Raw genomic sequence first — 26,714 nt, 5'->3', positions numbered from 1 at the left:
AAGGCGCTGACCGAGTCGGTGAACGTCATGGCCGACAACCTCACCGCGCAGGTGCGCAGCATCGCCGAGGTGACGACCGCGGTCGCCAAGGGCGACCTCTCCCAGAAGATCCGGGTCGACGCCCGCGGTGAGATCATGGAGCTGAAGGAGACCATCAACACGATGGTCGACCAGCTGTCCGCGTTCGCCGACGAGGTCACCCGCGTGGCCCGCGAGGTCGGCACCGAGGGCAACCTGGGCGGTCAGGCCACCGTCCGCGGGGTCTCCGGCACCTGGAAGGACCTCACCGACAACGTCAACGTCATGGCCTCCAACCTGACCAGCCAGGTGCGCAGCATCGCCCAGGTGTCCACCGCGGTCGCCAAGGGCGACCTCTCGCAGAAGATCACGGTCGAGGCCAAGGGCGAGGTCGCCGCGCTCGCGCAGACCATCAACACCATGGTCGACACGCTCAGCGCGTTCGCCGACGAGGTCACCCGCGTGGCCCGCGAGGTCGGCACCGAGGGCCAGCTCGGCGGCCAGGCCCGCGTGCCCAACGTGGCGGGCACCTGGAAGGACCTCACCGACAACGTCAACTCCATGGCCGACAACCTGACCAGCCAGGTGCGCAGCATCGCCCAGGTCACCACGGCGGTCGCGCAGGGCGACCTGACCAGGAAGATCGACGTGGACGCCCGCGGCGAGATCCTGGAGCTGAAGACCACGATCAACACCATGGTGGACCAGCTGTCGTCCTTCGCCGCCGAGGTCACCCGCGTGGCCCGCGAGGTCGGCAGTGAGGGGCGCCTGGGCGGCCAGGCCGAGGTGGAGGGCGTCTCCGGCACCTGGAAGCGGCTGACGGAGAACGTCAACGAGCTGGCCGGCAACCTCACCCGCCAGGTCCGCGCGATCGCCGAGGTGACCAGCGCCGTGACCTCGGGCGACCTGACCCGCTCGATCACCGTGGACGCCTCCGGGGAGGTGGCCGAGCTCAAGGACAACATCAACTCGATGGTGAAGTCGCTGCGCGAGACCACCCTGGCCAACCAGGAGCAGGACTGGCTCAAGTCCAACCTGGCCCGCATCTCCGGCCTCATGCAGGGGCACCGGGACCTGTCCGTCGTGGCCGAGCTGGTGATGAACGAGCTGGCCCCGCTCGTGCGCGCCCAGTACGGAACGTTCCTGCTGGCGGAGGAGACCTCCGCGGGGCCCGAGCTGCGGGTGGTCGGCGGTTACGGCCACAAGGAGATCGGCCGCCGCCACGCCTTCGGCGACTCCCTGGTCGGACAGGCCGCCACCAGCAGGCGGCCCATACTGGTCGAGGAGACCCCCGCCGGGTACGTCACCATCTCCTCGAGCCTGGGGGCGGCCGCCCCGGTCACCCTGATCGTGCTGCCGATCATCTTCGAGGACCAGGTGCTCGGCGTGATCGAGCTGGCCAGCCTGAGCCGGTTCACCGCGGTGCACCGGGCGTTCCTGGAGCAGCTGGTGGAGACCATCGGCGTCAACGTCAACACCATCGTCGCCAACGCCCGCACCGACGCCCTGCTCGCCGAGTCGCAGCGGCTGGCCACCGAGCTCCAGATGGGCCAGGAGGAGTTGCAGCGCTCCAACGCCGAGCTGGAGGAGAAGGCCGAGCTGCTCGCCCGGCAGAACCGCGACATCGAGACGAAGAACAGGGAGATCGAGCAGGCCCGGCAGGAGCTGGAGGACCGCGCGCAGCAGCTCGCGCTGGCGTCCAAGTACAAGAGCGAGTTCCTGGCCAACATGAGCCACGAGCTGCGCACCCCGCTCAACTCCCTGCTCATCCTCGCCCAGCTGCTCGCCCAGAACCCGGCCCGGAACCTGACCGCCAAGCAGGTCGAGTACGCCAACGTCATCCACTCGGCGGGCACCGACCTGCTCCAGCTGATCAACGACATCCTCGACCTTTCCAAGATCGAGGCCGGCAAGATGAACCTCAGCCTCGAACCCCTGCCTCTCCGGCAGCTCCTGGACTACGTCGAGGCGACCTTCCGCCCGCTGACCACGGAGAAGGGGCTCCGCTTCGACGTCGCCGTCGACTCCGAGGTGCCCGCGGAGCTGCTCATGGACGAGCAGCGGCTCCGGCAGGTGCTGCGGAACCTGCTGTCCAACGCGGTGAAGTTCACCGAGAAGGGCTCGGTGGGGCTGCGCGTCGAGCGCGTCGATAAGGCGGACCTGCCGGGTGCGCGGGGGCAGCGGGCCATCGCCTTCCACGTGGTGGACACCGGCATCGGCATCGCGGAGGAGAACCTCTCCCAGATCTTCGACGCCTTCCAGCAGGCCGACGGGACCACCAACCGCAAGTACGGCGGGACCGGGCTGGGCCTGTCCATCAGCCGGGAGATCGCCACCCTGTTCGGCGGTGAGATCCGCGCGGTCAGCGCGATCGGCAAGGGCAGCACCTTCAGCCTCTACCTGCCGATCATCGAGCCCTCCCCCGGATCGGTGACCAGGACGGTGGCCGACGAGAGCGGGGACGGGGGCGGCGAGCCGTCGTCCGCGGCGTACACCGCGATGCCCGCCGTACCGGAGACCGATCAGCTGTTCGACGGCGACGGCCGGCGGCTGCTCGTCATGGAGTCCCGGCCCAACGGGCTGCTGTCGCAGCTGGCCGAGAGCGTGGTCGCCGACCTGACCGAGACGCACGGGCCGGTCCTGGTCTCCACCGCCAACGACCCGGCCTCCGCGATGGAGGCCCTGGGCCGCGACGCCTACCACTGCGTCGTCCTGGACCTGGGCATGCGGCAGGACGCCGCGGCCGAGTTCCTGCGCATGCTCGACGAGAGCCCGAATCTGCGCGAGCTGCCCGTGCTCGCCCATCACACCCGCACGCTCACCCGCCCGCAGGAGAACCTGCTCCAGGGCCGGTCCACCACCCAGCCGCTGGAGCTCCTGCCCAGTCTCGACGAGCTGCGCGAGCGCATCACCCTCCATCTGTCGGCGCAGGAGCCCGGCGACGTGCTGCCCCTGGTCCAGCCCAGCCCCGACGAGCGGCCCCAGGTCCCGGACGAGCCGGACACCGTTCTGGCCGACCGGAAGGTGCTGGTCATCGACGACGACGTCCGCAACGTGTTCGCGCTGACCAACATCCTGGAGCTGCACGGCATGCAGGTGCTCTACGCCGAGAACGGCCGCAAGGGCATCGAGACGCTGGCCCGCAACGAGGACATCGACCTGGTCCTGATGGACATCATGATGCCGGAGATGGACGGCTACGCGGCCACCGCGGCCATCCGCAAGATGCCGCGCTTCGCCAACCTGCCGATCATCGCGGTCACCGCCAAGGCCATGCGCGGCGACCGGGAGAAGGCCCTGGCCGCCGGGGCGAGCGACTACGTCACCAAACCGGTCAACGCCGAGGAGCTGCTCGCCCGCATGCAGCGATGGCTGGACCTGTGAGGTCCCGTGCGGTGAGTCCCGTCGTGTTCCCCTGACGGCCCGCCGCCGTTCACCGGAATGGTGAATACTGCCCGACCGTATGCTTTCTTCGCGTGAGGGGGACGGATGACGGGCTCGGGCGGTTCGAGCGGTCCGGGCGGTCCGGGCGGCGGGGTCCGTGAGGTGGCCGCGGTCTTCCTGAAGCTGGGGGTGATCGGGTTCGGCGGGCCGGCCGCGCACATCGCGATGATGCGCGAGGAGCTGGTGCGGCGGCGCGGCTGGGTCTCCGACGAGCGCTTCGTGGACCTGATGGGCGCGGCCAACCTGATCCCCGGGCCGACCTCCACCGAGCTGGCCATCCACCTCGGCCACGAGCGGGCCCGCGGCAGGGGGCTCGTCGTGGCCGGGGTGTGCTTCATCCTCCCGGCCTTCGCCATCGTGCTCGCCCTGGCCTGGGCCTACGTCCGGTACGGCCAGACGCCCGCGGTCGAGGGGCTGCTGTACGGGATCAAGCCCGTGGTCGTGGCGATCGTGGTGTGGGCCCTGGCCGGCCTGTCGCGGACCGCGATCAAGGGGTGGCTGACCGCCCTGGTCGCCGCGGCGGCGCTGGCCGCCTACTTCCTCGGCGTGAACGAGCTCGCCGTGCTGGCGGCCGGCGGGTTGATCGTCATGGCGGCGCGCACCGCCGGGAGCCGCACCCCGGGGGGCGGGGCGCACGCGCTGCTGGCGCCGCTGCTGGGCGGGCCGTACGGCCTGGCGCCGCTGCTGGGCGGGCCCCGCTTCGCCGACCCCGCCGGCGGGCAGCTGGTCCACCTCTTCCTGACCTTCCTGAAAATCGGTGCCGTGCTGTACGGCAGCGGCTACGTCCTGCTCGCCTTCCTGGAGGGCGATCTGGTGGAGCGGCTCGGCTGGGTCACCCGGGAGCAGCTGCTGGACGCGATCTCCATCGGGCAGGTCACCCCCGGCCCGGTGTTCACCACCGCCACCTTCCTCGGCTACGTCATCGCGGCGCTGCCCGGCGCGATCCTGGCGACGGTCGGGATCTTCGCCCCCTCGTTCGCCCTCGTCGCCCTGCTGACCCGGATCGTCGACCGCGTCCGCGACCGGGTCTGGTCCGCGGCGTTCCTGGACGGGGTCAACGCCACCGCGCTGGCGCTGATGGCGGGGGTCACGGTCGAGCTGGCGGGCGAGGCGTTCGTGGACCCGCTCACCGTCGGCCTGGCCGTGGCCGCGCTGCTCCTGCAGTGGCGCACCGAGCTCAACACCGCCTGGTTCATCGCCGCCGCCGCCGCGATCGGCCTGGCCCGGGTCCTGCTCTTCGGGTGACGTGAGGGACCCGGCGGCCGCTCCTCCGCGGGAGGGCTCCCGGGGCGCTCTCCCGTTGAAGGGCGCCCGCCGGGAGAAGTGTCCGGCCGGGCGTTCCCCCTTGTCCTCGGAGCACTTCCCGGAACAGACTTCATTCGCAGAACACGGCTGGATATGATCTTCATCTCTTCCCCGAAGGAGACCGCTCCGTGCCCGAGTTGACTCGCGTGCCCGCCGGTGTCGATCCCAGCGTGCCGAGTTCCGCCCGCGTCTACGACTACCTGCTCGACGGCAAGGACAACTTCGAGGTCGACCGGGCCGTCGCCACCCGCCTGCTGCACGTCGCGCCGGACACCCGGCGGGTCGCCAGGGCCAGCAGGCGTTTCCTCGTCGGCGCCGTCCGGCACATGGCCCTGGCCGGGGTGCGGCAGTTCCTCGACCTGGGTGCGGGGATCCCCACCTCGCCGAGCGTGCACGAGACCGCCGGGGGGGTCCGTCCCGGCGCCAGGGTCGTCTACGTCGACTACGACCCGGTCGTGAAGCTGCACAACGACGTGCTCCTCGCCGTCGGAGAAGATGTGATCAGCGTTCAGGCGGACCTGCGCGACCCGGAGAGCGTCCTCGGCGACCCGCAGGTCACCGCGCTCATCGACTTCTCCCGGCCCATCGGTCTCCTGCTGTCCGGGGTGACGCACTTCGTCACCGACGAGGAGGACCCGGCGGGGATCATCCGCGCCTTCCGCGACCGCATGGCGCCGGGCAGCCACCTGCTGCTCTCGCAGGCCGTGGCCGAGAGCGCCCCGGAGGCCATGGCCCAGCTGAAGGCCTCGACCGCGGGCTCCCCGGCGCAGCCGACCTTCCGCACGCACGATCAGGTGCTGGCCCTGTTCGACGGCTTCGACCTGGTCGAGCCCGGCCTGGTGCCGGTGCAGGACTGGCGTCCCGACCTGGAGGAGCCTCCCACGAGCCTGCGCGTCGAGGGCGGAGTCGGCGTCCTGCGGTAGCGGGGTCCGGGCCGAGTCCGGCACCCGGCACGCCGGCCGCCGCCTCCTTCGACGGCGCCGTCTGGACCCGGCGGCCGCTTCCTCGGCTTCCCCGGCCCACCGGGAAACGCATCCAGAACTGGAACGCCTCGCTGTACGGCCTCCTCCCCGCGGGCGACTCCGGGCTCCTGGCCGTGGGATCCGCCTCCTGGGTCGACGTGGGCCCGAGCGGCAGAAGAGACGGCGTCGAACAGGACGACGGCGACGACCGGACCCACTTCCGAAGCCTGGTCATGCGCTTCTCCGCAGGCCGGTGGTCCTACCGCCTCAGCCCGCAGGGGCCGACCGGAGAAATGATCAAGCTCGCCCCGGCGGGCCGGGACGACGCCTGGGCGGTCGACAGCACGTCCTCCCTCTGGCGGCTGTCGGGCACTCGCTGGGTGAAGCACCTGGACCTCCCGGACGCCTCGATCGAAGCGGTCGCGTCGTGGCCGGGCGCCCCCGCCGCGTGGGCGGTCAGCAGCTTCACGACGTTCCAAGGTGAGATCCAGTATCAGCACTCCGCCTACTGGCGATTCGGCTGACGGGTTAGAGGTCCCGCCAGAGGCGGCTCTCCTCGGCCAGGGGATCGTGGGCGAGGTGGCCGGGGGCGTCGAAGATCCAGGTGGGGCGGCCCTCCTGGCCGTACGGCGGCCAGCCGGGGTCTCCGCAGGTGACGAAGGCGACCCAGGCGGCGTGCATCTCCCGGGCCAGGCCCGGCGGCGGGTTCGGGCCGCACATCCGGCCCACGCCCTCGCCGTCCAGGTTGTCGAAGACGAACGGCAGGTCCACGCAGTGGCCCGCCCCCGTCATCCCCTCGCCCGCGGGTGAGCGCCAGCGGAACTCGTAGGCGTGCACCGGGCGACCGGCCGCGGCGGCGGCCTCGGTGAGGCGCAGGGTCGGGATCCGGAAGATCCGGTCGGTGAGGATCTGGCCCAGGACCTCCAGCCCGGCGGGCAGCCGCTCCTCGTAGAAGCGCCGGGCCTCCGGTCCCGCCTCCAGGCCGCGCAGCGCCTGGGTGTACTGCTCCTCGTCGATCGGGCCGGGCTGGGATCGGATGGCCTCGTTGAACTCCTCGGAGGTCGCGCCGACGAGCAGCGCGGCGGGGTGGGCCGAACCGTCGGCGATCATGTCGTGCGGGCTGCGGGCCACGACCTCGCCGTCGTTGACCGGGTTGAAGCCCTTGGGGCCCGGCTTGAAGATCGCGTCGAGCGGGCCGGGGCGGTGCTCATCGGAGGGCTGGTCACCGGGGCCCAGCGAGCCGTACGCGGCGACCAGTTCCTGCGGGGCGAAGGCCGAGAACGCCTCGCGCGTGGGCGGCACGCCGAGTCGCCGGGCCAGCGCGCGGGCGGCCTCGCGGGCCGGGCCGACCGGCTCCCAGCGCACCGCTCCCCCGCTCATGTCGATCACGCGGTGGAGCAGCCCGGCGGCTCCCGGCACCGCGAGCAGGGTCACGCTCGCCTGGCCGCCGGCGGACTGCCCGCCCACGGTCACCGCTGCGGGGTCGCCGCCGAAGGCCGCGATGTTGTCGTGGACCCACGTCAGCGCCCGGACCCAGTCGAGGACGCCCAGGTTGGCCGGGGCGTCCTCGAGCGGGAGGAACCCCTCGACGCCGAGGCGGTAGTTGACGGCGACGAACACCACGCCCTCGCGCGCGAAGGTGGTCCCCCGATACCACGGGCTGGAGTTGCTGCCCCCGTTGAAGGCGCCGCCGTGGATCCACACCAGCACGGGCAGTCCGGCCGCTCCGGGATCGGGCGTGAAGACGTTGAGGTTGAGATACTCCTCGCCCGCGATGAGCGGCTCGGGCACGCCCTCGGTGTAGTCGCTCGGCGGCTGGGGCGCGGTCGGCCCGTAGGCGTGGCAGTAACGCACACCGTCCCAGGGGCGCGGCGGGACCGGCGCGGCGAAGCGCAACGCGCCGACCGGAGGGGCCGCGTACGGGATGCCGAGGAATTCGGCGACACCGCCTGCCCAGTGCCCGCGCACCCGCCCGCTCGTGGTCACTACGTGGGGGTCCATGCCTGTTTTCTACCCAGCCGCAGTTCAGCGGATCGGGATCAGGCCGCTCGCGTGTGACGGGCGAGGCCGGAGAGGGCGGAGGGGGTGAGCCGGGCGACTCGGTCGGCGCGGTCGGCTCGGACGGCCCCGGCGGGCTCAGGTCGAGGCCGACAGGGGCCCTTCCCCGCCGGAGGCCGAGGCGTCCCGTACGGCGGAGGCCGCCAGGCTCCCCTTCCCGGACTGGATCGCGAGCTCCTCCTCCACCTCGGCCACCAGGAGCTCCTCCGAGGACGGCGACTGCGGCAGCACCAGCGGAACGTGCTCGCGGACCTTCCGCTCGATCACGTCCAGGACGTGGGCGCACAGGTCCACGTGGTCGAACCCGCCGAACGCGGGGAAGGAGTTGGTCTCCAGGATGACCGGGCCGTCCTCGCTCCGCAGCAGGTCGGCGCTCATCAGGTCGAGCTCGGCCGCGCGGGCCGTGCGCTCGACGATCTCGATCTCCTCCTCGGTGAGCGTCACCGGGCGGCACACGTCTCCGGGGCCGTTGGAGCGGAAGTCCCCGGGCCGGCCGCCCGTCTGCTCGACCGCCGCGACGAACTTCCCGCCGACGACGATCACCCGGTGGTTGATCCCGGCCGCCTCGGCGACGAACCGCTGCACCAGCAGCGGCGTCCCCCGTCCCCGGATCGAGGCCGCCTTGGCGAACAGTTCGCTCTCCTCGCGCGCGAGGGTGACCTCCGCCCCCCGCGCCCCGTCCGGCTGCTTGAGCACGACCGGGTAGCCGTAGTCCCGGGCGAACAGCCGGAGTTCGTCGTCGTTGGGGCAGAAGGCGGTGGGAGGGGTGGGGACGCCGTGCGCGACCAGCCGGACGTGCGTGGCGAACTTGTCGGCCGAGCGCAGGACGGCGTCGACGGAGTTGAGATGCGGGACGTCCTCCTCCACCGCGCCGAGGATGACGAGCCCGTCCAGGGCGTCGGTGGACATCTGGTGGATGATGCCGTCCACCTCCAGCGGGACGCCGCCGGCGCAGAGCCGCGGGCCCCGATCGTCGAGCGCCACGCTCAGCTCGTTCCACGGGACGACACTCGGCAGGTGCCCCCGCTGCCTCGCCGCCCCCTCCAGGCGTCTGATGTCGTCGTTCGCCGGACCCTCGCCGGTTATGATCAACAAGCGGAGTCCGGAGGTGTTTACCTCGTTTTCCATACTCTCCGTATTTCCTGAGTTACTTAAAGTAACAACCCTCCGGGAGCAACGGTTCTCCACCCGGCGGGGCCCGCGCCCGTTCCGGCGGGCTTCCGGAGGCGGCGGCCGTACGGAAAAACCGGCGGCAGCCGTGCGCGAAACCGGCGGCGGCCGTACGGAAAACCGATTGACAGGCTCCTTAGCCTTAGGTCCTGCCGCCCGGATCCCTGCCCCGGATCTCCGCTGCGGCGAGGCGCCGTCCGCGCGATCGGGGTAAACAAGACCATCCGGACGACAGACCCTTTAACGAGCCCCGCACCGGGAATGGTGAAGGGCGTCAACTGAAGACCGTGAGGAGCGTGCTGCCTGCTGATGCCCCCTGATACCGCCGGCACCGACCGAGAGACCGGAACCCGCCGCCCGCACCAGCGCAGACCCCGCCGCCCGCACCTGACGAGGATGCGCTCGTTGTGGCGGATGAAGTCCTACCTGCGCCCCTACGCCACCCGCCTGACCGTCATCTGGGTGACCTCCTTCGCCGGGATCGGGATCGGCATCGCCATCCCCCTGGTCGGCAGAGAGATCATCGACGGTCCCGTCGCCCGTGACGACACCGGCGCCCTGCTCCCCCTCGCACTGCTCGCCCTCGTCCTGGGCGCGATCGAGGCACTGCTCGTCCTGGTGCGCCGGTGGCTGCTGGCCGACGCCGTGCTGGGGGTGGAGACCGCCCTCCGCGACGACCTCTACCGGCACCTGCAGCGGCTGCCGATGAGCTTCCACGGCGCCTGGCAGTCCGGCCAGCTGCTGTCGCGCGTGACGACCGACCTGTCCGTGATCCGGCGCTTCCTCGGGTTCGGCATGCTCTTCCTGGTGCTGATCACCGTCCAGATCGCCGTGGTGACGGCGCTGCTGTTCCAGCTGTACTGGCCGCTCGGCCTGCTGGTCGCCGCGTCGGCGGTGCCCATCGTGACCGTCTCGATGCGCTTCGAGCGGGGCTACATCGCCATCTCCCGGCAGGTCCAGGACGAGCAGGGCGACCTGGCCACCGTCGTCGAGGAGTCCGCGGGCGGCATCCGCACGATCAAGGCGTTCGGCCGCGGCCGGCACGTCTTCGCGACCTTCGACGACGGAGCGGGCAAGGTCTACCGGAGCTCGATGGAGAAGGTGGGGCTCTCGGCCAGGTTCTTCACCTTCCTGGAGGTCATCCCGAACGTCACCCTCGCCGCCGTGCTGCTGCTGGGCGCGCTCGCGGTCGGCTCGGGATCGTTGTCGCTGGGCACGCTGGTGGCCTTCACCACGCTGATGCTGCAGCTGGTGTGGCCCATCTCGTCCCTCGGCTTCATCCTGGCCATGGGCCAGGAGGCGATGACCGCGGCGGACCGGGTGGCGGAGGTGCTCGACACCGAGCCGGACATCGTCGGCGGCCCCGACACGATCGAGAACCCGCGCGGCCACCTGCGCTTCGAGGGCGTGGAGTTCCGCTTCCCCGGCGCCGCCGAGCCGGTGCTGCGCGACGTCTGGCTGGAGGTGCGGCCGGGAGAGACGGTCGCGGTCGTGGGCGCGACCGGATCCGGCAAGACCACGCTGACCTCCCTGGTCCCCCGGCTGCACGACGTCACCGCGGGCCGGGTCACGATCGACGGCCACGACGTGCGGGACCTGTCGCTGCCCGCGCTCCGCTCGGCGGTCGCCACGGCCTTCGAGGAGCCGACGCTGTTCTCGATGAGCGTCAGGGAGAACCTCGCGCTGGGACGGCCCGACGCCACCGAGGAGGAGATCGAGGCGGCGATCGGGGTCGCCCAGGCCGGGTTCGTCCACCGGTTGCCGTGGGGGCTGGAGACGCGCATCGGCGAGCAGGGCATGTCCCTGTCCGGCGGCCAGCGCCAGCGGCTCGCCCTGGCCCGCGCCGTGCTCTCCCGGCCGAAGATCCTCGTGCTGGACGACACCCTGTCCGCGTTGGACGTCGAGACGGAGGCCCTGGTCGAGGAGGCGCTCCGGCACGTGCTCCGGGACGCCACCGGGATCGTCGTCGCGCACCGGGCCTCGACCGTGCTCCTGGCCGACCGGGTCGCCCTGCTGCTGGACGGCACGATCGCGCACGTCGGCCGGCACCACGAGCTGATGGCGACCGTGCCGGAGTACCGCGCGCTGCTCTCCGCCGACCTGGACGACGATCCCGGCGGCCCCGGCGGCGGCTCCACCGGCTCCACCGGTCCCGGCGGCCCCGGCGTCACGGACGGCCGGGACGACGGTCCGCACGGTGACCTGGACGACGAGCTGGACGGTGACCTGGACGATCTGGACGGTGACCTGGACGATCTGGACACCGAGGGGGTTCTCCGATGAGCGGGCAGACCACCACGCGGGACTGGCGCGGCGTGGCCGCCGAGCAGCAGGACGAGGTCCCGGAGCAGGTGTCGTTCGTCCTGCGCAACCGCTCCCGGCGGCTCCTGGCCGACCTGCTGCGGCCGTACCGCTCCCAGATCGTCCTGCTCATCGCGGTCATCGTCGTCTGCAACGCCGCCTCCCTGGCCATCCCCTTCCTCGTCAAGGTGGGCATCGACACCGGCATCCCGCCGATGCGGGCGGGCGAGGGACCGGGCACGCTGCTGGCGGTCGTCGCCGCGGTGCTGACGGCGGCGGTGACCCAGGCGGTGACCCGGCAGGCGTTCCTGAAGATGGCCGGCCGGATCGGCCAGGGCATCATCCTGGAGCTGCGGCGGCGGGTCTTCCGCCACTTCCAGCGGCTGTCGCTCTCCTTCCACGAGGACTACACCTCGGGCCGGGTCGTGTCCCGCCTCACCTCCGACATCGACGCCATCTCCGAGATGCTCCAGTCGGGCTTCGACAGCCTCGTCACCGCCGTGCTGACGCTGACCGGCACCGCGGTCCTGCTGCTCGTCCTGGACGTCCACCTCGGTCTCGTCGCGCTGCTGCCGCTGCCGGTGCTGCTGCTGTTCACCCGCTGGTTCCGGCGGCAGTCGAGCATCGCCTACCGCCGGACCCGGGAGACCGTGGCGCTGGTGATCGTGCACTTCGTGGAGTCGATGACCGGGATGCGCGCGGTCCAGGCGTTCCGCGGCGAGCGACGCAACCAGGAGATCTTCTCCCGGCTCAACGCCGACTACCGGGACGCCAACGTGCGGAGCATGCGACTGATCGCGCTCTTCATGCCGGGCGTCAAACTGATCGGGAACGTGACGGTCGCCGCCGTCCTGCTCTACGGCGGGTGGCTGGCCATCGGCGACGAGGTGACGGTGGGCGTGCTCGCCGCGTTCCTGCTCTACCTGCGCCAGTTCTACGAGCCGATGCAGGAGATCAGCCAGTTCTACAACACCTTCCAGTCGGCCGGTGCGGCGCTGGAGAAGCTCTCCGGCGTGCTGGAGGAGCGGCCCGCGGTCGCCGAGCCGCGCGATCCGGTGCCGCTGGAGCGGCCGCGGGGGAAGGTGCGTTTCGAGGGGGTGGAGTTCTCCTACCTGGACGGCACCCCGGTGCTGCCCCGGCTGGACCTGACGGTCCCGGCGGGGCAGGTCGTGGCGCTGGTGGGCGCCACCGGCGCGGGCAAGACGACGCTGGCCAAGCTGGTCGCCCGGTTCTACGACCCGGTCTCCGGCCGCGTCCTGCTGGACGGGACCGACCTGCGCGACCTCGCCGAGGACACGCTGCGCGAGGCGGTGGTCCTGGTGACGCAGGAGAACTTCCTGTTCACCGGCTCGGTCGCGGACAACGTCAGGTTCGGCCGGCCCGGCGCGACCATGGACGAGGTCGTCGGCGCCGCCCGCGCGGTCGGCGCCCACGAGTTCGTCTCGGCGCTCCCCGAGGGCTACGACACCCAGGTCGGCAAGCAGGGCGGCCGGCTGTCGGCGGGCCAGCGGCAGCTGGTGGCGTTCGCCCGGGCGTTCCTCGCCGATCCCGCCGTGCTGATCCTCGACGAGGCGACCTCCAGCCTGGACGTCCCCGGCGAGCGCCTGGTGCAGCGGGCCATGCGGACGGTCCTCGCGGACCGGACCGCCCTGATCATCGCCCACCGGCTCTCGACCGTCGAGATCGCCGACCGGGTGCTGGTCATGGACGGCGGCCGCATCGTGGAGGACGGCCCGCCCGACCGGCTCATCGCCCGCTCGGGCCGGTTCGCGAGCCTGCACCGGGCGTGGCTCGACAGCATCTCCGCCCAGGGCGCGGGGCACGGCTCCGCCCCGGGCGGGGGCCGCGTCACCGGACGCCCGGAGACGCGCGGGTAGCCGGCCCGGGCCGTACGGCCCCGCGGGCGGGGCGGCCGACGGCGGCCGCCCCGCCCGCGCGGGACGGCGATCCGGCGGGATGATCCGGTAGAACGCGTTCCTCCCGGGCAGGGGTCCGGTGCTCTGGTACGCGGATCGCGGGAGGTGGCGCCATGCCGGCTGAGAGGCCGATCGTTCTGACGGATGAGACCCCGATCGTCGTGATCGGCTTGATGGGAGCGGGCAAGACCAGCGTGTCGCGCATCCTCGGCAAGGCCCTCGACCGGCCGGTGCGTGACAGCGACGAGTGGATCGAGGAACGTTACGGCCTCACGGCCGCCGAGATCGCGGAACGCGAGGGCGCCACGGTGCTCCACGACCGCGAGGCCCTCCACCTGAAGGAGTCGCTCGCCGACCGGCCCGCGCCGGTGATCGCCGCGGCGGCCAGCGTGCTCGACGACCCCGGGTGCCGCGCCGCGATGCGACCGGCGCTGGTCGTCTGGCTGGACGCCTCGCCCGCGTTCACCGCGGAGAAGATCGCGGCCAGGCCCCACCGGCCCCGCTTCGGCAAGGAACCGCTGGATCTGGCGATCGAACTGCGCGAGCGGCGCGCGGCGGCGTTCGCCGAGGTGGCCGACATGCGCTTCGAGCGGCCCGCCATGTCCAAGAAGGACGTGGCGCAGGCCGTACTCGACCTGCTCGGCGGCGGTCGCGAGGTCTCCGCGCACTGAGCGGCGTGTGCCGGGCGTCCCCTGACCGCCCGGCCGCCGCGCGCCGGTGATCGGCTGACCCGGCGGGGCGTCACCGCTCCCCCAGCCTGCGCGTGCCGGGCAGGTGAGTGACCCCCCAGGCGGCCATGGCGTCGAGGACCGGGGCGAGCCCCCGGCCCCGCTCGGTCAGCCGGTACCGGTGGCGCACCGGCCGGTCGCTGTACGGCTCGCGCACGAGGACGCCGCTCTCCTCCAGCCGCCGCAGCCGGTCGGAGAGCGTGTTCGTCGGCATGCCCTCCGCCGAGGCCACCAGGTCCGCGAAGCGCAGCTCACCGTGGAACAGCAGGTCGCGCACGATGAGCAGCGACCACCTGTCACCCACCACGTCCAGCGTGCCGGCGATGGCGCAGTCCGAACGCGGGGGCGTGTTGCGGGACGGGGACATCTCCACCTCCTTGTCGCTTGCATTATACAAGTCACCTGTTTATTGTCACTTTCAAAACGCAAGTGACACGGAGGTGGAAGTCCGATGAGCGTCCCATCACTCGCCCGCTCGCCCCGCTCACCGATGACCCCGGCCGCGGCCCTCTCGATCGCGTGGTTCGCCGCAGCGCTCGGCGCCGGCGCGCTGGGCGCGTTCCGGACCGCCCCGGGCGCACCGCCGGTGGCGATCGGTCTCGCCGCCGGTCTCCCGCCGCTGGCGGCGCTCGCGCTCGCGCTCGGCTCACCCCGGTTCCGCGCCTGGGCCGGCCGTCTCGACCTGCGCTTCCTCACCCTTCTGCAGACCTCGCGGATCGCCGGTCTGGCGTTCCTGGCGCTCACGGCCGTGCACGCCCTGCCCGGCGGCTTCGCCGTCCCGGCCGGGCTGGGCGACGTGGCGATCGGGCTCACGGCGCCGCTGGTCGCGTTGTTCGTGATCGGGCGTTCCGACCGCCTCTACGTGGCCTGGACCGCACTGGGGATCGCCGATCTCGTCACCGCCGTGACACTCGGCGTCCTGCACTCCGACAGCCCGGCCGGCGTCCTGTACGGGGACGTCGGCACCGACCTGATGGCCGCGCTGCCGATGAGCCTCATCCCGGCCTTCGGGGTTCCCTTCACCCTCGTGGCCCACATACTGGCGCTGGTCAACCTGGCGGAGCGTCGCGCCGGAGACGGCCGCTGAATCCGGGCCGCCCTCCGTCACGCACCGCCGTCCGGCCCGGGCGTCACGCGGGTCTCACAACAGGCCCCTGTCGCGGGCGTAGATCGCCGCCTGCGTGCGGTCGCGCAATCCGAGCCTGCCGAGGATGCGGGAGATGTGGTTCTTGACGGTGCCCTCGCTGAGGTAGAGGCGCTCGGCGATCTCCCGGTTGGTCGAGCCCCGCGCGACCAGCCGGAGCACCTCGATCTCGCGGCCGGTCAGCCCCAGGTCCGCCCGGTCGCCGGGCGGCCCCGGGACGGCGGGGCCCTCGGAGCCGCCGGGACCCGCGGAGCTCACGGAGCCCGTCAGGCCCGCGGGGTTCACGGGATCGGCAGAACTCGCGGAGCCCGTAGGGCCCGCGGGGTTCACGCGACCGGGACGGGTGAGCGCGGCCGTCAGGCGGGCGGCCGCCGCCGGGTCGAACTGCACGACGCCGGCGTGCGCGAGCCGCACCGCCGCCGCGAGCTCCCGGGCCGGCAGGTCCTTCAGCAGGTACCCGGCCGCGCCCGCCCGCAGCGCCTCCACGACGTACTCCTCGTCGTCGAAGGTCGTCAGCATGACCACCCGGCAGGCCGGGGCGCGGCGCCGCAGCTCCGCGGTGGCCCGGACCCCGTCCATCCCGGGCATGCGGACGTCCATGAGGATCACGTCCGGCCCGAGCTCCACCGCCTTGTCGACCGCGTCGCGGCCGTCGGCCGCCGTCCCCAGGACCGTGATCCCGGGCTGGATGCCGAGCAGGGAGGCGATGCTCTCGCGGATCAGCCCCTGGTCGTCGACGACCAGGACGCTCACCTGCGCGTCCGTCATGGCGTGCCGCCCCGGGGGACGGTGACCGTCAGGCGGGTGCCGGCGCCGGGACCGCTGTCGAGCTCGACCCGGCCTCCCACCTGCTCGGCCCGCTCCCGCATGCCGAGCAGGCCGAATCCCTCGCGTCCCGGCGGGAAGCCCGCGCCGTCGTCGGCGACGGTCAGGCGGGCCTCGGTCTCGCCGAGGGCGACGGCCACCCGGACCCGGTCGGCGTCCGCGTGCCGCCGGGCGTTGGTGATGCCCTCCTGGGCCGCGCGGTAGAGCGTGGTCAGCGCCGGGGGGCCGTACCCGCTCTCGTCGCCGGTGAACTCCAGCGTGACGGCCGTCCGCCCGTCGTCGGCCTGTCCGTCCACCAGGTCGGCGAGCGCGGTGGAGAGGCGGAACGGGGCGGGGTCGGCCCGCAGCGTGCGGACCGAGTGCCGCACGTCGTCCAGCGCGCGCCTGGCCGAGCGGTGCGCGTCGTCGATCGCGCGCTGCGCCTGCCCGGGATCGCGCTCGCGGAAGGCCGTGGCCTTCTCCAGCAGCACGACGACGGCTGTGAGGTGGTGGCCGAGGTCGTCGTGGATGTCCCGGGCGACCCGGTTGCGCTCGGCCGCCGCCGACAGCTCGGCCACCTGGGCGGAGTAGGCGGCCAGCCGCCGGTGGGACTCCTCCAGCCGCGTCCTGCCCCGCCGCTCCTGCGCGGCCGCGGCCGCCGTCGCGACGGCCAGGACCAGTCCCACGCAGAACATCAGCAGGTCGGAGACCTGTTCCGCGTCGGTGTACCAGCGGCCGGGGCCCAGCTCGTACCCCGCCACGACCAGTCCCGCGCACCCCGCCGCCAGGACGACGGCGACCGTACGGCCGAAGGCGAAACAGGCGGTGAACGGCACCAGGACGAACAGCGCCCGCGACAGTCCCGAGCCGTCGGCCGCCGCCACCACGGCGAACAGGGCCACGCGGGCGCAGAGCGACGCGACCGCCGGCCAGGGCGGGGTGCCGGCGGGATAGCGGCGCCGCTCCAGCAGGTCGATCGCGAACAGGGCGGCGAGGCCGCCGGTGAACGGCGCCGCGTGGGTGGTGCCGAGCCCCGCCGTCCCGGCGTACAGACCGGCGGCCAGCACCGTCACGTAGAGCACGGGAGAGACCCAGGGCAGGGGCCGCATGGAGGACACGCCGCCAGCCTACGACCGGCGGGCGGCGCGGCCGGCCGCGGGCGGGGCCCCGCGGCCGGCGGGCCGGACGCCGCCCCGCCCGGGCGCCCGGCGCCTCACGGCCGACGACCGCCCGCCGGAGCCGCCGGGACGCCCGGCCGCACCGCGCCCGCCGCCGGCGCCGCCGCCGCGGACCACACCGACGCCGACATCCAGACCAGCACCCCGCACACGACCACGTGCACGATGCTGGTGAACGGGGTGTCGGGCAGGGGCGCCAGCGCGGTCAGGACGACGAGCGAGACCATGTACCCCCAGGCGGCCGGGCGCGGGAACACCCGGGCGCGCACCATCGACACGCCGAACAGGACGGTCCCGGCGACGAAGACCCCCATGCCGCCGAACACGGCGATCCTGGTGGGGCCGGCGAGCAGGGCGGCGGTGACCGGCTCGGCCAGGAAGAAGATCACCAGGTTCAGCGCGAACGCCACCCCGGTGAACAGCGCGAGGCCGATGAGGTTCACCGCGTACGCCACGGCGCCGAAGCGGCCGGCCGCCTCGCTCTGGTGCAGGTAGAAGGCGGTCACCGCGGGGACGCCGAAGGCCGCCCCGAGTCCGATGACGAAGCTGGTGAGGGCGGTCTCACCGGTGAACGCCTCGATGATCCCGGGCACGCCGATGGACAGTCCCAGCAGGACTCCGCAGACCGCGCCGAAACGCCTCAACCATGATGGGGACATCTGTGACACTCCTTGTCCGTAAGGGGGTTCGGGAAGAACGCTAGGGACGGCGGGCCGGGCTCCGGGAGTGCCGGACGGCCAGGCTTCCGGCCGGAGGTCACGGGTGCCGCACCGGCCCGCGGCGGGACGGCACGTGTCTTCCGGACCAGGCCGGGGAGCGGGCCGGAGGGCCGAAAAGGGGCGCGGCGCGAGGTCGGGCGGGACGACAGGGCAACGTGACTTGACCGGCACCGCCTCGCCGGTCACCGTGGATTGCACTGCTGCCGGAGCCTCCAGAGGTGGCCTATGCCCGGTGGAGCGGAGGAGCTGTTCGTCGGCCGGGAACGAGAGCTGGCCGAGCTGGACGACGCCCTCGACCGTGTGCGGCGGGGGGAGCCGCGCGTCGTGCTCGTCGAAGGTCCCGCGGGCATCGGCAAGACCGCCCTCATCCGCGCCTTCCTCGGCGCGGCCCGGGGCTCCCGCGTCCTGCGGGCCAGCGGGGACGAGGGGGAGACGGCGCTGCCGTACGGCGTGCTCGACCAGCTGACGGCCGCGCCGGAGACCGGCGTGCCGGCCCGGCCAGGGAGCGGCGGATCGGGCCGGACCGGGAAGGGGGCGCCCTCCCCTCCGCCGCCCGCGACGGTGCCCGGGTCCCTCTCCCCGCCACCTCCCGCGACGGCGTCCGGGTCCCTCTGCCCGCCGTCGCCCGCGTCGGTGCGCGGTTCCCTCTTCCGGGCGGCGCACGCGAGCGGCATGGAGCCCCTCGCGGCGGGATCGGCCTTCCTCGACCGCCTGGGCCAGCTCCAGGACCGCGGGCCCGTCATCCTGATCGTCGACGACGCGCACTGGGCCGACCGCCCGTCGTTGCGGGCCCTGACGTTCGTGCTCAGGCGGCTCCGGCTCGACCGGGTGCTCGCGATCCTGGTGACCCGGGACGGCGACGACCCGCGCCTTCCCGAGGGGCTGCGCCGGGTGGTGGCCGGGCCGCCCGCCGTACGGCTGGGCCTCGGCGGGTTCGACGCCGGGGAGCTGCGCCGCCTCGGCGACATGCTGGGGGTGGCGCCGCTGCGCCCCCAGGCGCTCGAACGGCTGCGGGAGCACACCGCCGGCAACCCGCTCCACGTCCGCGCGCTGCTCGACGAGGTGCCGGGCGACATCCTGGACGACACGGAGGTCCCGCTGCCCGCGCCCCGCTCCTACGCGCTCCTCGTGCTCGGCCAGCTGGCCCGCTGCGACCAGCGCGCCCGCGGGCTCGTCGAGGCCGCCAGCGTGCTGGGCATGTCCTGCCTCAGCCACACCGCCGCGACCCTGGCCGGCGTCGCCGACTCCCTGGACCCGCTCGAGCAGGCGGTCACGCTGGGGCTGCTCACCGAGCGGCACGAGGCGGGCAGGCTGGCGATCTCCTTCCCCCACCCCCTGGTCCGCGCCTCCGTCTACCAGAACCTGGGCCCCGCCAGGCGGGTCGGCCTGCACCGGAGGGTCGCCGAGCTCACCGAGGACGGCTTCCACCGCCTGCGGCACCGGGTCCGCGCCGCCGACCGGCCCGACCCGCCGCTCGCCGCCGAGCTCGCCGAGCACGCCCGGGCCCAGGCGACCGCCGGTCACTGGGCCGGCGCGGCCGATCATCTGCTCGACGCCGCGCACCTCAGCGACTCCCCGGCGGAACGCGGGCGCTTCATGGCGGAGGCGGTGGGCGTCCTGCTCCTCGACGGGCGGATCGACGAGGCCAGGCGGCTGGTCGAGGATCTGCCCCCGGAGACCGCTCCGGCCGTGCGCGCCTGCGCGGCGGGCCATCTGGCGATCGTCACCGGCCGTCCCGGCGCGGCCCACGCCCTGCTGACCAGCGCGTGGGCGGAGCTGGACCCCGGCGGCGCGCCGCACTTCGCCCGGCGCACGGCGCAGCAGATGGCTCTGCTGTGCGTGCTGGGCGGCCGGGGCGAGGAGGCGGTGACCTGGTCGGACCGCGCCTCGCAGCTCCACCCCGACCGGGGCGCCACGGATTTCACGATGTACACCCGCCTGACCGGTTTGTGCATCTCCGGCCGGATCGCCGAAGGACTGTCGCTGGTCGAGGACCTCCCCGAGCCCGCGCTGGCGTCGTCCCAGGCCGAGCTCGACTCCCTGCTCGGACGCGGGCTGCTGCGCACCTGCTCCGACGACCTCCCCGGCGCGGTGGCCGACCTGCACGGCGTCCTCGTCGCCTGCCGGGAGCGGTCCGTGCCCTTCCGGATCCTCGCCACGGCCATGCTCGGCCAGGCCGAGTACCGCATCGGGAAGTGGGACGACGCGCTCATCCACACCGAGATCGCCGCGTCCCTGTCCGACGACGCCGAGCAGGCATGGATCGCTCCCATCTGCCACGCCCTGGCGGCCCTCGTCCCCGCTGCGCGAGGCGAGCGGGAGCGCGCCATGGGGCACATCCGCTCGGCCCAGGAGCTGATGATCCACGGCGCGAGCGTCGCCGCCCAGACGCACACGGCCCACGCCCGGGCCCATCTGGCGGCTGCGGACGGCGACCATGCGGGTACGGTGACCGCGCTCGAACCCCTCCTCGAGCTGGGCGTGCACGACATCGTGAACGAGCCGGGCGTCGTCCCCTGGCACGATCTCCTCATCGACGCGCTCATCGCGCTGGGCAGGGCGGAGCACGCGCGGTCCGTACTCGACCACTGCCGGAAGCTGGCCGTCGCGCGGGAGCGCCGCTCCGTCCTGGCGGCCCTCGCCCGCAGCCGGGGCAACCTGCACGCCCACCTCCATGAGCCGGAGCTCGCGGAGCGGGCCTACCTGGAGGCTCTGGACCACGCCTCGCGCGGCGGCTCGCCGTTCGTCCAGGCCCGGCTCCGGCTCCACTTCGGCGCGTTCCTGCGCCGCACCGGCCGCCGCTCCGCCGCCACCGAGCAGCTGCGCGCCGCCCGGGAGATCCTGCTACGGCTCGGCGCCTCGCCCTACGTCGCCCGGTGCGACCAGGAGCTGGCCGCGTGCGGTCACCCCGCCGGGGACAGGCCGGGCGGCGACCCCTTCGGGCTCACCCCCCAGGAGGACGCGGTCACCCGGCTCGTCATCCGCGGCCTGACGAACCGGCAGGTGGCCGGGGAGCTGGTGCTCAGCGTCAAAACGGTCGAGTACCACCTCGGCAACGTCTACGCCAAGCTCGGCGTCACCTCCCGGACCGCGCTCGCCGCGAAGCTGACCTCGGTCGTGTGACCGGCCGGGAAGGATCTACCAGACAGGTTCCGGACCCGGAGTAGACCGGGACTTTACTCAGCACGCGCCCTCATCCGCCGAATGGTCGGCCGACACCAGGATGGGCGCGGGCCGATCTGCCCGTGAGTCCGCGCCCACCCGGCCGTTTCTCGGTCCGGGTGAGTCTCCCCCCACGTGGACGAGGCTCCTCCTCTCAGCGGGCAGCAGGAAGAAGGGGCCTGTCTTTGTCCGTTATGTCGCGCTTCTCCTCCCGCGGAAGCCTCGCCGCCGGTCTGATCATCGCCGGCGCCGTCGGATTCACCGTTCTTCCCGCGGAAGCGGCCGTCGCCGACATTCATGATTTCGGCGAGAGCCAGTCCGGCGAAGTCCCCTTCTCGGACATGCTCTCCAGGATCGCCGAGATCGAGACGGAGATGCAGGCGTTCGAGGACCGGACGGCCTTCCAGGACCCGCCCCAGAGCATCCGGGAGCCGGAGCAGGCCACGACCGCGGAGCTTCCGGCGCTCGACCAGTTCCAGGACGGCGGGACCGGGATCGACCTGTCCGACGCCGCGGGGCTCATGGGCCTCGACCGGCCTCAGGGCACGGGAACCCGGACCGGCGGCGACCAGGCCCCCGCCGTGCAGGCGTCGGGCGGCGCCCTGGTCCAGCGGGTCGTCTCCACCGCCCTCAGCAAGGTCGGCGAGGGCGAGGCCTCGGACGGCACCAGCTTCTACGGCAAGTGGTACGACGGGCACACCAAGCAGAAGGGCTTCGCCGCGGCGCCCTGGTGCGACATGTTCCTGGCCTGGGTGGCCGTCCAGAACGGCGCGCAGGAGCAGATGGGCATCTACGCCTACACCCCCTGGCACGCCCAGTGGTTCAAGAAGCAGGGCCGGTTCGACACCAAGCCGCGCGTCGGCGACCTCGTCTTCTTCGACTGGGGCGGCTCCAAGAACATCTCGGCCATCGACCACATCGGCATGGTGACCGGCGTCAACCCCGACGGCACCGTCTCCACGGTCGAGGGCAACGTCAGCGACAAGGTCGTCACCCGCAAGCGGAGCATGAACACCATCGTCGGCTTCGGCCACCCCGCCTACGGGAACTGAGCCGACCTCCCGGCCCGTCCGGTCACCTTCCGTAACGGGAGGAGCGAGCCCCGCTCCTCCCCATACGGATGAGAAAAAAGATGTTCGTCCTGGTGAAGCAGGGCGGACCGAGGATAATTCCAGTAACGGCTAGGGAATTCCCTAGGCCGATTACCGAGGTGCGGCCACCCTCCGTTGCGTATCGTTTCCCACAGCAGGCCGACGCGCTCCGCGACCGTGACGCTCGCGGTCCCCGCGAGGGAGCACGCCGGGCCGTCCGCCCCCCTACCAGGAGGAGTGTTCTCCGCCCGACCTCGCGCAGGTGAACCGGAATGTCCATCGAAGAGCCGCCCGCCGACAGCGCTCCGACCCGCGAGCACGTCACCGAGCTGCGCATCCACGGGGTGGCGGGGGCCTCGCCCGGGTCCGTCCTCTTCCCCGGCTGCCCCGACCAGGTCGCGTTCCTCGGCGACAGGTCCCGCGACCCGGTGGGCATCTACGTCCCGGTGGACCGCGCCCCGGCCCCCTGGCGGCGGGAGGCCTACGTGTGGGGCGGCCTCACCTCGGGTTCCCGCTCACGGGCGTTCTGGCTGCTGATGCTCCCCTTCGCCCTGGCCAACATCGCCTTCTACATGACCCCCCGCTGGGTGGCGGACGGCCGCGAGCGCCTCGCCCCGCTCCGCCTGCTGGTCGACGCCGGGCAGCGGCTGTTCGCGCTGTCCCTGACCGGCACCCTGATCACCGCGCTCGTCGGGACCTCCATGGACATCGTCGGCTGGCAGGCGGCCCGGATCCCGCACGCCGTCTCCCTCCTGGAGTGGCTGGCCGTCACCGGCACGGGCGACGCCGCCCGGCGGCTGGCCCTGGCCTCGCTCCTGCCCGCCCTGGTCCTGGCCCTGGTCTGGTGGTTCGGCAGGACGTCCTGGGCCCGCCTGGACAGGCGTCCGGTGGACGAGGGCGAGCCCGACCCGGAAACGGACGGGGTGCCGCTGGCCAACCGCCGGATGTGGAACGGCGGCGACCCCGTCGGGCGCCTCCGCTCGCTCCACGTCGCCTTCGGCTTCACGCTGATCGCGCTGGCCCTGAGCCTGCCGTTCGCCTCCGACCCGCTGTTCCGCGCGCTGTTCCTCCTGGGGCAGATGACGCTCCTGCTCGTGGTCGCGCTGGTGGCCCTCCCGTACGCGGCCGTACGGCGCCGGCCGGGAGGGGAACCCGACTGGCTGCCCCTGCTGACGGGGGCCTGCACGGGCCTGCGCCTGCTCGCCCTGATCCTGTACGGCCTGGCCCTCACCGCCGGTGTGATCACGGGAGGCCCGGACGTCCCGGCCGACAGGGGGGCGCTTCCCGGCTTCCACGGCCTCCTGGAGACGCTCTTCTCCGCGCAGACCGTCCTGCTGGTGGCCGTCACCGCGGGAACGGCCGTCCTCGCCCGGTGCAGCAGGGAACCGGTCGACTCCGCCGTGTCCTACCCCCGGGCCCTGCGGGGCCTGGCCGGCCCGGTGACGCTGCTGATGGCCTGGGCCCTGGCGGCGGTCTTCGCCATCGGGCTGGCGTTCGCCGTCGCGGAGATCATGGGCACGCCGTCCTTCACCGGCGGCGGCACGAGGATCGTGCTGTCGGGTCCCTACTGGTGGTCCACCCTCGCCATGCTCCTGGCCGCCCTCACGGTCATCCTGCTGGCGCTGTGGCTGCTGCTGTCGTGGCGGCGGGAGGTGCGGCGGCTGATGCCCGAGCTCCGCCAGAGGTATCCGAAGCACACCGAGCACGTGTGCCGCAGCTGGGCGGCGGCCACGCTGACGGACAAGACCGACGTGGTCGTGACGGTGATCGCGACGATCGGGGCCATCGCGGTCGCGCTCGCCGCGGTCCTGATCACCATCGGCCTCAGAGACGTGCCGACGGGTCCGGCCGTGGCCCTGGGCGTCGTGGTCACGGCCGGGGTGGCCGTCGGGCTCGTCTACGTCGGCTGGCAGGCGTACGAACATCCCGCGCTGCGCTCGACGGTGGGCGTGTTGTGGGACGTCACCACGTTCTGGCCGCGCGCCACGCACCCCCTCGCCCCGCCCTGCTACGCCGAGCGCGTCATCCCGGACCTCCTGGACCGGGTCAAGACCCTCGTCCGCGAAGAGCACAACACCGTGGTGGTCTCGGGTCACAGCCAGGGCAGCGTCATCGCGACGGCGCTGATCCTCCAGCTGGACCCCGCCGACCGCCGCCACACGCGCCTGCTCACCCACGGCTCGCCGCTGCGCCGGCTCTACGCGCGCTTCTTCCCCACCTACTTCGGTCTCGGCACGCTCCAGGTCGTCAAGGAGACCGTCACCACCCGGGCGCTGTACGCCGGCGCGGCGCACGCCTGCCACTGGTGCAACCTCCACCGGCGCTCCGACCCCATCGGAGGCCCGGTCTTCGCGCTCAGCGACCCCTGGGAGCCCGTCACGGGCGGCGTCGACGAACCCCTGTGGGATCCGGCCGACCCCTCGCTCGGCCGGACCGATTCGAAGACGCCTCCACGGATCTTCGGTCACAGCGACTACTACCTCGACCCAGCGTACGAGGCCGCTTTCCGAAGATTGATCAGTTAGCCGGGACTTGGAGGCGTCGTGCGGTTCATCCTCGATCTGTACTACACGCCGGACGGTGGCGTGCACGGCCGGTTGACGCCGCCGGGCTCGGTCACGGCCCAGCCCTTCGACGGCTGGCTGGACCTGCTGCGCCTGCTCGAACCCCCCGGCCCCGCGGAGACGGGTGACCGCGTCGAGGGGCGGGCCCCCTGATCCGGGCCGGGCACGGCACGCCGCCCGCGCCCCGCGGGTACGGCACCCGGCCCGCGCGCCGGGCGTTTTCCTCAGGCTCTCCGGACGGGAGCCGATGACATCCTCGTGACGACGGAGAAGTTCACTGAGAAGGCCGGAGCGCGCACGACCGGGTCATGGCTGGGCAACCGCCCGGTCCGCGGGAAGCTCGCGCTGATCGTCGGGATCGCGATGCTGGGCCTGGCCGCCACGGCCGGCATCGGCGTCGGCGAGCTGCGCCTCGCGGAGGACCGGGCGCGCGACCTGGAGACGTCGGCGCACATGACCCGCATGGCGCTGGAGGCGGACATGGCGCACGACGCCATCCGCGGCGACGTGCTGCGCACCATGGTCACGACCGACGACGCCGAGCGGGCGCGGGCGCGTGACGAGCTGGCCGAGCACTCCTCGGCGATGCGCGGGGGACTCGCCTACTTCACCGGCCCGCAGGTGCCGGTCTCCGTGCGCCGGGCGGCCGAGCGGGTGACCCCCGCCGTCGAGGACTATCTGGAGCTGGCCGAGACCGCCGCGGGCGACCCGGACGCCGAGGCGTACGAACGGTTCAGCGAGGCGTTCACGACGGTCGAGGACGAGCTCCCCGCGATCGGCGACGCGCTGGACGCGCACGCCGCCACCGTCGTCGCGGCCGTCTCCGACCAGCGCCGCGAGGCGACCTGGACGCTCCTGGGCATCGGCGTGCTCGCCGCCGCGCTGCTGGCCGGGGTCGCCCGGCTGGTCGGCCAGGGCATCCGCCGGCCGCTGCGGGAGGTGTCCGCGGTCCTGACCGCGATGGCCTCCGGAGACCTGTCGCGCCGGGCGGACGTGACGTCCGCCGACGAGATCGGCGTCATGGCCCGCATGCTCGACACCGCGATCAGCGGCGTGCAGGAGACGGTCGACGCCCTGACCTGCTCGGCCACGTCGGTCGCCGCCTCCGCCCAGCAGATGACCCAGGTGTCCCAGCGCATCGCCTCCTCCGCCCAGGAGGCCAGCAACCAGGCGGAGGCCGTCTCCGGCGCGGCGCGGACGGTCGAGGGCAACATCGCCACGACCGCGCGCGGCAGCGAGGAGATCGGGGCCTCCATCACCGAGATCTCCCAGAACACCACCTCGGCCGTGGGCGTGGTGGGCGAGGCGGTCGCGATGGCCGAGCGCGCCAACACGATCATGGCGGAGCTGGACGGCTCGTCCGCCGAGATCGGCAGCGTGGTCAAGGTCATCACCTCGATCGCGGAGCAGACCAACCTGCTCGCGCTGAACGCCACCATCGAGGCGGCCCGCGCCGGCGAGGCGGGCAAGGGCTTCGCGGTGGTCGCCGGCGAGGTCAAGGACCTGGCGCAGGAGACCGCCCGCGCGACCGAGGACATCTCCCGCCGGGTGGAGTCCATCCAGGCCGGCACGGCCGACGCCGTCGAGGCGATCAGTCAGATCGCCTCGGTGATCGCGCGGATCAACGAGTTCCAGACGGCCATCGCCTCCGCGATGAAGCAGCAGAGCGCCACGACCGCCGAGATGACCCGCACCATGGGAGAGGCCGTACGGCACAGCGGCGACATCGGCAAGAGCGTCTCGACGATCGCCGCCACCGCCCTGGCGACCTCCGAGGACGCCGCCACCTCGCTGAAGACGGCCCGCGAGCTGTCCACCATGGCCGAGCGGCTGCGGGAGCTGGCCGCCCGGTTCGACTGACGCCGGGTCGTCCCGGCCCGGCCGGGCGCGTCCGGCCACAGCCCGGTGGCGATGTCGTGGTCGATCGCGCGGAGCCGCTCGACCCGCACCCCCTGTTTCTCCATGATGCGCGCGCTCAGGTCGATCAGCCCCCGGGTGTGGCTGCGCTCGGGGCTCTTCTTCAGCGTGCAGTCGACGAACAGCGCCCGCAGATCGTCATGGCGGTGCGGCGCTCCCTCCGGTGTGGCGGTCACAGCGACGCCCCCTCTCCCGCGCCGAACCGGCGTGAACTACTCGCCCACCGGTCTCGT

At 73.0% G+C, this 26,714-nt stretch carries 19 protein-coding genes; 13 read left to right on the top strand and 6 right to left on the bottom strand.

Annotated elements, in window-relative coordinates:
- The 4 genes from Plo01_RS31570 to Plo01_RS31555 all read left to right on the top strand — a co-directional run.
- A partial coding sequence (locus tag Plo01_RS31570; protein WP_203894383.1) for a hybrid sensor histidine kinase/response regulator occupies nt 1-3,402 on the top strand: 3,402 nt, incomplete at its 5' end.
- A gap of 105 nt (nt 3,403-3,507) precedes the next feature.
- Nucleotides 3,508-4,707, top strand: coding sequence for a chromate efflux transporter (gene chrA, locus Plo01_RS31565; RefSeq protein WP_203894382.1), 1,200 nt, complete (start codon nt 3,508-3,510; stop codon nt 4,705-4,707).
- A gap of 188 nt (nt 4,708-4,895) precedes the next feature.
- A complete protein-coding gene (locus Plo01_RS31560; protein ID WP_203894381.1) occupies nt 4,896-5,690 on the top strand; it encodes an SAM-dependent methyltransferase in 795 nt (264 codons plus the stop codon).
- 173 nt (nt 5,691-5,863) lie between these two features.
- Complete coding sequence (locus Plo01_RS31555; RefSeq protein WP_203894380.1) at nt 5,864-6,253, top strand: hypothetical protein; 390 nt, start codon at nt 5,864-5,866, stop codon at nt 6,251-6,253.
- 4 nt (nt 6,254-6,257) lie between these two features.
- Here Plo01_RS31555 and Plo01_RS31550 read toward each other — a convergent pair whose 3' ends face one another.
- Entirely contained in the window at nt 6,258-7,730 is a 1,473-nt protein-coding gene (locus tag Plo01_RS31550; protein WP_203894379.1) for a carboxylesterase/lipase family protein, read from the bottom strand.
- 135 nt (nt 7,731-7,865) lie between these two features.
- Nucleotides 7,866-8,882, bottom strand: coding sequence for an ATP-grasp domain-containing protein (locus Plo01_RS31545; RefSeq protein WP_203894378.1), 1,017 nt, complete (start codon nt 8,880-8,882; stop codon nt 7,866-7,868).
- 384 nt (nt 8,883-9,266) lie between these two features.
- Here Plo01_RS31545 and Plo01_RS31540 point away from each other — a divergent pair, with 384 nt between their 5' ends.
- The 3 genes from Plo01_RS31540 (at nt 9,267) to Plo01_RS31530 (ending at nt 13,845) form a co-directional block, all read left to right on the top strand.
- A complete protein-coding gene (locus tag Plo01_RS31540; RefSeq protein ID WP_203894377.1) occupies nt 9,267-11,240 on the top strand; it encodes an ABC transporter ATP-binding protein in 1,974 nt (657 codons plus the stop codon).
- Nucleotides 11,237-13,135 carry an ABC transporter ATP-binding protein gene (locus Plo01_RS31535; RefSeq protein ID WP_203894376.1) on the top strand — a complete coding sequence of 633 codons (1,899 nt, stop codon included), beginning with the start codon at nt 11,237-11,239 and terminating at the stop codon, nt 13,133-13,135. Before Plo01_RS31540 ends, Plo01_RS31535 begins: the two co-directional genes overlap by 4 nt.
- 152 nt (nt 13,136-13,287) lie before the next feature.
- Nucleotides 13,288-13,845 (top strand): shikimate kinase, encoded by a 558-nt coding sequence (locus Plo01_RS31530; RefSeq protein ID WP_203894375.1) that lies wholly within the window; start codon nt 13,288-13,290, stop codon nt 13,843-13,845.
- A 70-nt stretch (nt 13,846-13,915) separates the two neighbouring features.
- On the opposite strand, the gene Plo01_RS31525 is transcribed toward Plo01_RS31530, so the two are convergent.
- Nucleotides 13,916-14,269 (bottom strand): winged helix-turn-helix transcriptional regulator, encoded by a 354-nt coding sequence (locus Plo01_RS31525; RefSeq protein ID WP_203894374.1) that lies wholly within the window; start codon nt 14,267-14,269, stop codon nt 13,916-13,918.
- An 84-nt stretch (nt 14,270-14,353) separates the two neighbouring features.
- On the opposite strand from Plo01_RS31525, the gene Plo01_RS31520 reads away from it, so the two are divergent.
- Nucleotides 14,354-14,989 (top strand): DUF8737 domain-containing protein, encoded by a 636-nt coding sequence (locus tag Plo01_RS31520; RefSeq protein ID WP_203894373.1) that lies wholly within the window; start codon nt 14,354-14,356, stop codon nt 14,987-14,989.
- Between the two features lie 54 nt (nt 14,990-15,043).
- Here Plo01_RS31520 and Plo01_RS41150 read toward each other — a convergent pair whose 3' ends face one another.
- The 3 genes from Plo01_RS41150 to Plo01_RS31505 form a co-directional block, all read right to left on the bottom strand.
- Complete coding sequence (locus tag Plo01_RS41150) at nt 15,044-15,814, bottom strand: response regulator (protein WP_203894372.1); 771 nt, start codon at nt 15,812-15,814, stop codon at nt 15,044-15,046.
- Nucleotides 15,811-16,959, bottom strand: coding sequence for a sensor histidine kinase (locus tag Plo01_RS31510; protein ID WP_239317449.1), 1,149 nt, complete (start codon nt 16,957-16,959; stop codon nt 15,811-15,813). Before Plo01_RS31510 ends, Plo01_RS41150 begins: the two co-directional genes overlap by 4 nt.
- A 104-nt stretch (nt 16,960-17,063) precedes the next feature.
- A complete protein-coding gene (locus tag Plo01_RS31505) occupies nt 17,064-17,687 on the bottom strand; it encodes a hypothetical protein (protein WP_203894370.1) in 624 nt (207 codons plus the stop codon).
- Between the two features lie 285 nt (nt 17,688-17,972).
- Here Plo01_RS31505 and Plo01_RS31500 point away from each other — a divergent pair, with 285 nt between their 5' ends.
- From Plo01_RS31500 to Plo01_RS31480, 5 genes are all read left to right on the top strand, one after another.
- On the top strand, nt 17,973-20,870 hold the full coding sequence (locus Plo01_RS31500) for an ATP-binding protein (protein ID WP_203894369.1): 2,898 nt from the start codon (nt 17,973-17,975) through the stop codon (nt 20,868-20,870).
- A gap of 233 nt (nt 20,871-21,103) precedes the next feature.
- Nucleotides 21,104-21,961 (top strand): CHAP domain-containing protein, encoded by an 858-nt coding sequence (locus Plo01_RS31495; protein ID WP_239317447.1) that lies wholly within the window; start codon nt 21,104-21,106, stop codon nt 21,959-21,961.
- A 311-nt stretch (nt 21,962-22,272) separates the two neighbouring features.
- A complete protein-coding gene (locus tag Plo01_RS31490) occupies nt 22,273-24,525 on the top strand; it encodes a hypothetical protein (RefSeq protein WP_203894367.1) in 2,253 nt (750 codons plus the stop codon).
- 18 nt (nt 24,526-24,543) lie between these two features.
- A complete protein-coding gene (locus tag Plo01_RS31485; protein WP_203894366.1) occupies nt 24,544-24,717 on the top strand; it encodes a hypothetical protein in 174 nt (57 codons plus the stop codon).
- 105 nt (nt 24,718-24,822) lie between these two features.
- Nucleotides 24,823-26,424, top strand: coding sequence for a methyl-accepting chemotaxis protein (locus tag Plo01_RS31480; RefSeq protein ID WP_203894365.1), 1,602 nt, complete (start codon nt 24,823-24,825; stop codon nt 26,422-26,424).
- The last annotated feature ends 290 nt before the right edge of the window (nt 26,425-26,714 follow it).

This window comes from Planobispora longispora (assembly GCF_016863135.1).
Classification (GTDB): Bacteria; Actinomycetota; Actinomycetes; order Streptosporangiales; family Streptosporangiaceae; genus Planobispora; species Planobispora longispora.
The sequence above is the reverse complement of the archived record's forward strand: the minus strand, read 5'-3'. Positions and strand labels throughout refer to the sequence as shown.

Coding starts and splice junctions, on each gene's coding strand:
- Plo01_RS31525 (WP_203894374.1), bottom strand. CDS start 14,269: ATGTCCCCGTCCCGCAACACGCCCCCGCGTTCGGACTGCGCCATCGCC.
- chrA (WP_203894382.1), top strand. CDS start 3,508: ATGACGGGCTCGGGCGGTTCGAGCGGTCCGGGCGGTCCGGGCGGCGGG.
- Plo01_RS31550 (WP_203894379.1), bottom strand. CDS start 7,730: ATGGACCCCCACGTAGTGACCACGAGCGGGCGGGTGCGCGGGCACTGG.
- Plo01_RS31540 (WP_203894377.1), top strand. CDS start 9,267: ATGCCCCCTGATACCGCCGGCACCGACCGAGAGACCGGAACCCGCCGC.
- Plo01_RS31535 (WP_203894376.1), top strand. CDS start 11,237: ATGAGCGGGCAGACCACCACGCGGGACTGGCGCGGCGTGGCCGCCGAG.
- Plo01_RS31510 (WP_239317449.1), bottom strand. CDS start 16,959: ATGCGGCCCCTGCCCTGGGTCTCTCCCGTGCTCTACGTGACGGTGCTG.
- Plo01_RS41150 (WP_203894372.1), bottom strand. CDS start 15,814: ATGACGGACGCGCAGGTGAGCGTCCTGGTCGTCGACGACCAGGGGCTG.
- Plo01_RS31500 (WP_203894369.1), top strand. CDS start 17,973: ATGCCCGGTGGAGCGGAGGAGCTGTTCGTCGGCCGGGAACGAGAGCTG.
- Plo01_RS31495 (WP_239317447.1), top strand. CDS start 21,104: ATGTCGCGCTTCTCCTCCCGCGGAAGCCTCGCCGCCGGTCTGATCATC.
- Plo01_RS31490 (WP_203894367.1), top strand. CDS start 22,273: ATGTCCATCGAAGAGCCGCCCGCCGACAGCGCTCCGACCCGCGAGCAC.
- Plo01_RS31530 (WP_203894375.1), top strand. CDS start 13,288: ATGCCGGCTGAGAGGCCGATCGTTCTGACGGATGAGACCCCGATCGTC.
- Plo01_RS31505 (WP_203894370.1), bottom strand. CDS start 17,687: ATGTCCCCATCATGGTTGAGGCGTTTCGGCGCGGTCTGCGGAGTCCTG.
- Plo01_RS31520 (WP_203894373.1), top strand. CDS start 14,354: ATGAGCGTCCCATCACTCGCCCGCTCGCCCCGCTCACCGATGACCCCG.